The sequence below is a fragment of the Pseudoalteromonas sp. 1181_04 genome, from assembly GCF_052850545.1.
Window position 1 is genome coordinate 197,162 of sequence record NZ_VXCS01000008.1, and the last position, 8,535, is coordinate 205,696.

An 8,535-nucleotide genomic window follows, 5' to 3' on the forward strand; every position below is an offset into this window, starting at 1 on the left:
CCATCAACAAGGATGGGTTTTGGTTATTATTTTTATAATTAGGGCTTAAAAATTAGCAGTAAATGTAAGTGCTGCAGTTCGTGGTGCACCAATAAAATAAGTGCTGCCATTACCTGTCCCACCCGCTAAATACTGTTTATCTGTTACGTTAGTGACAGCAAAAGCAATATCGATTGATTTAAATGGGCCGGCATTGACGTCTGCGGCATAACCGGCATTGATATCAAGCACGGTATAACCATCAACTTTATTACGTGTACGAGTTTGCTCATCTAAAAATGCACCTAAGCGTTCACCGGTATATTTAGCGGATATACCAAAGCGGAAGTCGCCACTGTAATAATCGGTCGAAAGCACAAACATATCGCTTGGTGAATCGATTACGTCATCGCCTTTTTTAAAGCTTGGCGGTAGCGCTTTTCCGTCTTCATCTTTGAGGATAACACCATCGGCATCGTAGGCACTTGGATCGTGCGATGCGTATTCAGAGCTGTTATTAGTATATGAAGTATAAATATTCCATTCATTTGTAAGCATATAACTTGCTGATAGTTCAATACCTTGCGAGTCAATACCACCTACATTGATGTAAGAGCCATTTGTACCTATCGTATAATCAATCCCGCCGGTATCACTGCCAGGTGCGATAAAGGTGATACGGTTATCAAAGGCAATAGAATAAGCGGTCGCAGTTAGGCTCAAGCGGTCTGCTTTATAACGTACACCAAAGTCGATATTTTCAGCTGTTTCTGGTTCAATTTCTGTGAGTGTAGAACTATCACGCTCCAGCACACCATCTTTAATTGCTGAGAAATTTTCACTAAAACTGGCAAATAACTCAGTGCTGCTAGTTAGCTGGTACAAAGCACCTGCACTAAATAACACATCTGAATCACTGTTTATTTTATCAGAGCGTAGATCTGCAAAATGATCGTATTTTTGTAATTCAACTAAATACTGTTTAGCGCCAAGATTAACTGTAAAATCGCCTAGGCTGATAGAATCTTGTACGTACCACTTAAAGGTATCTGTTTCAAAAGTATTTTTATATTGCGTCCAGTATGGGGTGCTATCAAAGTGATGATACACGCGAGCGTCAATAACTTTATGCCAATCACGAGATTCGTCACGATCAGTTTGTTCAAGCCAAATACCTGCTTCAATATCGTGCATCCCTAAGGTTAATTTATAATCGGCGGTCAAACCTAAACGGTCCTTGTCATAGTGTGTATGGCGATATGACATTACCGGTATTGCCGAATCTGGGTAACACGCCGGATTCAACCCTGTGCCTGAATCCCATGGCCAACTGAGTGTATCCGTACAATTTGCATTAGGCGTTAATGGCTTACCTTGGCTATCTGCAAAACCATATGAGCCAGCATTTGTGCCGCCTTCGGTTGTTGGATTACCGTCTTTATCGACAGGTGATGTTAAATAAGGTGGGATCCAATCACCACGCCCTGAGTTTTTATGGTAATAAGGGCTGATTGTTAATAATGACGAAGGTGAGATTGCGTATTCAAACTTTACGTAACCTAACGCATTTTCACGCAATGTACCCCAACCTTCTGCAAACATTTGGTCAAAGTGTGGCACGCCAGTCCAATTCCAAGTTAGTTGATCCCAATCTGGTGTTTGCGCAAATTGCTGCAAGCTCACACTGTTATAGTTGGTCTCACTTACATCATCATACGATAAACGCCCTGTTACAGTCAGCGCATTAAAATTAGATACAAATTTAGCCTCAGCATGTTGATTATCTTTACCGCCATTACTGCCATCACCTATCCAGCGGCTAGTATTGGTTTGTGAATAACTCACATAAGCTTGCGTGTTATCAAAGAGAGTGCCAGTTTCATGCTTAAAATAATAACGGGTCGCATCATGGTCACCATTGGTGTAAGCAAATGTAGTTCCTCGCTCAAGGCTAGGATCTTTACTAACAAAATTAAACGTACCACCGAGTGCTTCAAGTGATGCTGAGGCGATATCTGAGGTACCTTGGCCCACTTCAACCGTGGCTAAGTTTTCGCTGTCTAGGTAGCGATTAGCTTTTGCACCACCGCCATAATTAGAGCCGCCGTTTGGAATACCATCAACCGTCATACCTAACTGCTGTTGGTTACCATCGATACTAAAGCCGCGCATCGTAATAGTGGTAGACCAATCATCACCACCAAATGCATCACCTTCGTTAATACTAATTCCCGGTAGGTTATCCATCACCGATAATACACTTGATACCGAACTCTGCTGTTCAATCATTGATTGCTCAATCACACTATTTGCATAGCTCGTTGGTTTTGCCACTACCGTGACTTCTTCTATTTCATTGGTATTTGCAAAGCTATTAGTTGAAAACGCTAAAGCGATTGCTAAGCTTAAAGTCGATCTTTTAGTAAAAGTACGCATTGTTGTCCCATTTGCAATTATTGTTTTGTATACGGGCAAAGTATGGAGGGAATATATGACAAAAAAGCTCGAAAAAATTGACGTAACAGTGACAAAAATATTGATTATTTATGGCAACAATGCAGCTTAACCAATTAACATATAAAGATATTATAATTTAAATAACAGTCTATCGCGGTAATATTTGTAGGAAATAGAGAGGGAGTTAAATCAATACGAAAAAGTATTTTTCACAGTATTAGTAACGATTAAAAAGCAATATTGCTAATCGCAAATAAATACCTAAAACGAGTTTGCAATCAACATGTATGGCGTTAATGCAACCACCTACGAGCGTAGGTGGTTTAGTGACTAAAATAAATTACGTTTAAATTAGTTCAGCCAGCATTTCATCACTATACGGAACCACTTCTTCAGCATTTTTGATTTTACTGATGTAATCTGGGTTTGCAATAAACGGGCGACCAATAGCAATTAAATCAAACTTATTGGCGTTAATCGCAGCTTTAGCCGTGTCAAAATCATAGCTACCAACACCCACTAAAGTACCTGAATAAGCCGCACGTAAATATTCTGACGTCGTTTTATCTGCAAGGCTTGCAAAGCGCATGCTATCGTCAAAAATACCGCCATGTAAGTAAGCGAGTGCTCGGCTATTCAACTCGTTTAAGAGGTAATCAAATACCGCTTTATCGCGGCTATCTTCGCTCATATTAAAGTAAGCACCAGGAGATAAACGTAGCCCAGTTTTATCTGCACCGATGACGTTAATTACCGCATCAACAACTTCAAGTGCAAAACGCGACATATTCTCTGGAGTTTGCCCGTATTCATCATCACGCTCATTGGCTGCATAATGTAAAAACTGATCGATTAAGTAACCATTCGCACCATGGATCTCAACGCCATCAAATCCAGCTTCAAGTGCATTCTCTGCAGCCTTTGCATAATCTGCAATTAATGACTTAATATCGGCAGTGGTTGCTGCTTTTGGGGTAATATAAGTAAGCTCACGCATACGTGGTACAGAGCCTTCAACACCAATAGCCGATGGGGCTAAAACGTCGCCATCAAAAAAGTGTGGATGTGCAACCCGACCAACATGCCAAAGTTGTGCAAACATTTTACCGCCCTGCTCATGCACAGCATCGGTTACTTTTTTCCAGCCTTGAATTTGTGCGCTGGTAAATAAACCTGGCGTATTCGGGTAACCTTGCGCATCAGGGCGAATAATCGTGGCTTCACTAATTATTAAACCGGCTTCAGCACGGCGTGCGTAGTAATCAACCATCGCTTGGGTTGGCACTAAGTTATCGTCAGCCATACAACGCGTTAGCGGTGCCATAAGTATACGGTTTTGTAATTCAATCGTGTCATTAAGCTTAAACGGTTGCAGTAGATCAGTGGTCATTCTTATCAATCCTTATCTTGAGTGTACATTCAAGATAAGGGCGAACAATAAAACATTCAAGTCTATTTTTGAATATTTGTTCAAGATTAAGTAAACTAACCCCATCTACACCTTATAAGTCAAATAGAATGCAACAGAGCGCCCTATGAGAATAGCCGAATTTGACCGTGAATTTGTACTTCGCCAAGCGATGCTGGCTTTTATGCAACACGGTTATGCTAAAACGAGTATGCAAAAATTAACGCAAGTTACAGCGCTTCATCCGGGATCTTTATATGCTGCGTTTGGTAATAAAAAAGGTATTTTTTTAGCGGCTATTGAGCAATATCAGGCTGATAGAAATCAGCAATTTACGGCACTTTTTTGTCAACATAAACCCGTTTTACCAAGCCTACGCCAATACTTAGACTCAATAGTCAACGAGTGTATCAGTGGTGATGCGATGAAAGTATGTTTACTGACTAAAAGTATTAGTGAAGTTGAAGGGCAAGATTCACAGATCAGCCACGTACTAATGACAAATTTAAACGCCTACGAAAACGCCCTCGCCGAACAATTTGAGCGCGCGATAAAAGAAGGTGAAATCCCAAACACACGCACAGCTGAGCATCTAGCTCGTTTTTTAGCAATGGGCCTTTACGGCTTGCGAACCTATGCACTGACTAACCGCTGCGAACAAGATCTAAGCCAACTCGCCGACGATTTATACCACGCAATGTGTAATTAATTTTTAACTAATCGACATTTTGTCATATTAGTCAATATACTATACCTAAGCCATTCTAGAGAGAGTCTATTAATGAGTAATGCAACTGCAACCGCATCTGAAAAATTCGAGACAATCTTAAATTTAGGAGCCAAAAAAAGATTGGCTTTTATGTTTGAGACCGTCCAAGAGTTCAAACAAGTGTGGATATTAAATGACGACGATGGCTGTGTTATGCTCGCCAACGAAGATGATGATTGTGTACCGGTATGGCCTGAACGTATTTATGCCGAGGCATGGGCTACCGGTGAGTGGGAAAATTGCACAGCTAAAGCAATTCCATTGAAAGATTGGACAACCCGATGGACACCCGGTCTTGAACAAGATGACTTACTTATCGCCGTTTTTCCAACCGAAGAAGACGACGGCACAATTTTATTTCCTGATGAATTTGATTCACAACTAAAAGCACCTAAAAAGCGTTACTAATTGAATATGTATCAGTCGCAGGTTACTTGGTTTCCTGCGACTTTTATTACTCACACATCGTCTGAAAGAAGCACTTTATAGTTTATTTCAAGGTCGCTTTAAAACAACTTTCAACTACGTCTGCAAATGGTTGGTCTATATCGATAGTAATAACATTGTTTTCATCCGGCATTTCAAGCGTATCAAATTGGCTTTTTAACAATTCAACTGGCATAAAGTGGCCTGTTCTATCCTGCATTCTTTTTTTCACTAGTTCAAACTCACCATGAAGGTGTAAAAACGTAATTCCCACATTGCCATCACATATTTGCTGACGGTATTTTTGCTTCAAGGCAGAGCAAACTATCACTGCGACTTCATTTTTCTTTTCAATACTAAAAGCAGCATCACGAATTCTTTCTAACCACGGCGTTCTATCATTATCATTAAGTGGCTCCCCAGCAGACATTTTTAATATATTTGCTTTTGGATGCAGGTCATCACCATCAATAAACTTAACGTTCATTTTTTTTGCTAATACTGAGCCAACACTTGATTTGCCAGTGCTTGATACGCCCATAATAATAAATATACGCCCAGTTTTTGTTTGGCTCACTTGATTAACCTCTATTTAATTTTAAATTCATTGCTGTTCAATGTATTTATTATTTTAAGTTACAGGTAGTATGTTACCCGTAACAATCAATTATGTGAAGTTAAACAAAATTAACCGAAAAATGATTAAGATCGTATTAGTAGGAAGTATATGTCAGATTTATCTTTAATTTTAACTGCAGTAGGCTCTATCTTTTTATTACTTTTTCTCGTAATGAAAGTAAGGCTTCATGCCGTTGTATCTTTGATATTAGTCTCGATGATCGCAGGATTGTGCTCAGGCATGAGCCCTGAAATGATCACAAAAACAATTGAAAAAGGTATGGCTGGCACACTCGGCTTTGTAGCTGTAGTGGTTGCCTTAGGTGCTATGTTTGGCAAGGTTATGGAAGAAACGGGTGCACTGGATCGCATTGCACATACTCTTTTACACAGGTTTGGTGATAAAAATGCCAATTGGGCACTGACTTTTACTGGTTTCATTTGTGCTTTACCATTATTTTTTGATGTTGCTGTGGTGCTTTTAATTGGGATTGTTTTTGCGGTGGTCAGAAAAGGCGGCGGCAGTGTAATTAAAATTGGCATTGGTTTACTAGCAGGAATAGCATCTTGCCAAGCATTTTTAATTCCCGCGCCGGGCCCTATTTTAGTGGCTTCTGAATTAGGGGCTGACTATGGCTATATGATTTTGTTTGGCTTACTTGCAGGTATTCCCGCGATGCTACTTGGCGGCCCTATCTGGGGAGCGTTTATCTCAAAATCTATTCATGTTGAACTGCCCGCTCATGCTCAAACAGAGAACGAAACAAGAGAAGGTAAAGGCACTCCTAGCTTCGCTCTTGCCCTTGGTTTAATTGCCCTACCTTTGCTTATGATCAGCTTAAATACATTAGGTGGTCGGTTTGTGCAAAACGACTCGAGCATCGCACATTGGCTTGCATTTATTGGTCATCCTTTTACTGCCATTTTAACCGCTTGCTTAATGGCTTTTTATCTTCTGGGTGCCAGACGAGGTGTGCCTAATAACCGAATAATGGAGATCTGCGGTAGTGCCCTACAACCCGCTGGCGTGATTATTCTTGTCACTGGTGCAGGTGGCGTGTTTAAACAAGTATTGATTGATTCTGGCGTCGGCGATGCACTGGGTAATTACCTTGCAGGTTCAGGTTTACCTATTGTTATTTTAGCGTTTGTTTTGGCTGCTGCGGTAAGAGTAATTCAAGGTTCTGCAACCGTTGCTATGCTAACAGCATGTGGCTTAATTACCCCAATGTTAGCGCCTCTTGGGCTCAGTGGCGCGCAACTTGCTGCAATTACGATTGCAATAGGTGGTGGCTCTATCGTGCTTTCTCATGTTAATGATTCTGGGTTTTGGCTGGCCAGTCGCTACCTTGGCCTTAGCGAAATGCAAACTCTTAAAACGTGGACCGTGATGGAAACAATTATTGGTACATGTGGCGCGATAGTCGCAATATTGATCTCGCTGTTTCTATAGCGACTAAATGCTCAAGCTATATTCGCTTGAGCATTTTTTATACTAAGTACTTTCACCTAAATGAATTTTATAACCCACATCAAAAACCGCCTCGTAATCTACTTCATCCTGTTTGGTATCAATAACGCTCAATAACCTTTCACCAGCAAGATTGCCAATCCGCTGACGTGGCGTTATTACACTGGCAAGTCGCGGCACCATAGATTGACCGACATCGTGACCATGAAAGCCAACAATAGCCATTTGCTCTGGTACTGCTATATTATTTTTTTGACACTCAAAAATCGCACCTATCGCTAAATCATCATTGGTACAAAAAACACAGTCTGTATCTGGATAAACCTTGAGTGTTTGCACTATAAGCTTGGCACCTAAACTATACGACGATGGTTTATCTGTCATGATACTTTGTGGCGTCAATCCCCTTTTAGCCATCGCAGCGGTATAACCTTGCAGTTTCAGTTTGGTTCTCATATCGAGCCTGGCACCTAAATAAACAATATGTTTATAGCCTTTATCTATAAGAGCGCAGGTCATATCAAAGGCCGCTTTAATATTATCAAAGCCAATTGAATACTGAATGGGTGGATGGTTAATATCCATTATTTCAACAACTGGAATACCTGCCATTTTTATCATTTGCCGTGTTCGTTCGGTGTGAATTGTCTCAGATAATATCAATCCATCGACATGATAAGACAATAAATACTCCACCCTTTTCTCTTCAATCTCTGGGCTATAACCATAATGCGCGAGCATGGTTTGATAACCTGCCGGTTCAGTTATTTCTTCAATTCCTCGGATCACTTGTGCAAACACTTGGTTAGTCAATGATGGAACCAGCACACCAATAGAAAAGCTTTTCGCATTTGACAATAAATCGGGGGCTTTATTAGGTATATAACCAAGTAAATCAATCGCTGCACTGATTTTACTGCGCGTAGCCTCAGATACTTTTGTAGGACTTTTTAAATAACGACTTACCGTCATTTTAGTCATACCTACAGCATCGGCTATATCCTGCAAAGAGGAACGTTTACTTTTTTTCATTACAGATAATTTATTTTAAATGTTACCTATAACATAACAATTTCGGTTGCAATTAGCCACTTTAGTCCCTTTATAAAATAGCTTGTAAATACCTATAAAACGGTAAAAGGACGTCAAAACGTCCTTTTATAAAACTGCACTTAGAGGTAATAAGCTTACTAAAAATTATAGCTTGCGCCTAACCAATACATTCGACCAGGCTCAACGCCTGAGAACCCTTCGGTCACTGTATTAGTACGTGCATTAAAGAGATTTGTAACATCGGCTCTTAGTTCAACATTTTGTCCTTTGATAAAGCCCCCTCTTATTCTAGTGTTTGGCTAACCCAAAGTGCAGCACCGCAATATCATTTCGTGGAATAAGTCGGTATACCTC

At 40.4% G+C, this 8,535-nt stretch carries 7 protein-coding genes; 3 read left to right on the forward strand and 4 right to left on the reverse strand.

Annotation, left to right across the window (positions count from 1 at the left end; translation table 11 throughout):
• Positions 1 to 45 precede the first annotated feature (45 nt).
• Both FW757_RS08795 and FW757_RS08800 read right to left on the reverse strand, forming a co-directional pair.
• Entirely contained in the window at positions 46 to 2,415 is a 2,370-nt protein-coding gene (locus FW757_RS08795) for a TonB-dependent receptor domain-containing protein (protein ID WP_182717389.1), read from the reverse strand.
• Positions 2,416 to 2,782: 367 nt separating this feature from the next.
• The gene (locus FW757_RS08800) at positions 2,783 to 3,826 is read right to left on the reverse strand and encodes an alkene reductase (RefSeq protein ID WP_149982560.1); all 1,044 of its coding nucleotides are present in this window, start codon (positions 3,824 to 3,826) and stop codon (positions 2,783 to 2,785) included.
• 145 nt (positions 3,827 to 3,971) lie between these two features.
• Between FW757_RS08800 and FW757_RS08805 the strand changes: the two genes are divergently transcribed.
• A complete protein-coding gene (locus tag FW757_RS08805; RefSeq protein WP_145233102.1) occupies positions 3,972 to 4,553 on the forward strand; it encodes a TetR/AcrR family transcriptional regulator in 582 nt (193 codons plus the stop codon).
• Positions 4,554 to 4,625: 72 nt separating this feature from the next.
• A complete protein-coding gene (locus FW757_RS08810; protein WP_145233101.1) occupies positions 4,626 to 5,021 on the forward strand; it encodes a DUF2750 domain-containing protein in 396 nt (131 codons plus the stop codon).
• 82 nt (positions 5,022 to 5,103) lie between these two features.
• Here FW757_RS08810 and FW757_RS08815 read toward each other — a convergent pair whose 3' ends face one another.
• Positions 5,104 to 5,616, reverse strand: a complete 513-nt coding sequence (locus FW757_RS08815) for a gluconokinase (protein WP_446441119.1) — start codon at positions 5,614 to 5,616, stop codon at positions 5,104 to 5,106.
• Positions 5,617 to 5,766: 150 nt separating this feature from the next.
• Between FW757_RS08815 and gntU the strand changes: the two genes are divergently transcribed.
• Positions 5,767 to 7,110, forward strand: a complete 1,344-nt coding sequence (gene gntU, locus FW757_RS08820) for a gluconate transporter (protein ID WP_446441120.1) — start codon at positions 5,767 to 5,769, stop codon at positions 7,108 to 7,110.
• 42 nt (positions 7,111 to 7,152) lie between these two features.
• On the opposite strand, the gene gntR is transcribed toward gntU, so the two are convergent.
• Positions 7,153 to 8,160 carry a gluconate operon transcriptional repressor GntR gene (gene gntR / locus FW757_RS08825; protein ID WP_446441121.1) on the reverse strand — a complete coding sequence of 336 codons (1,008 nt, stop codon included), beginning with the start codon at positions 8,158 to 8,160 and terminating at the stop codon, positions 7,153 to 7,155.
• Positions 8,161 to 8,535 lie beyond the last annotated feature (375 nt).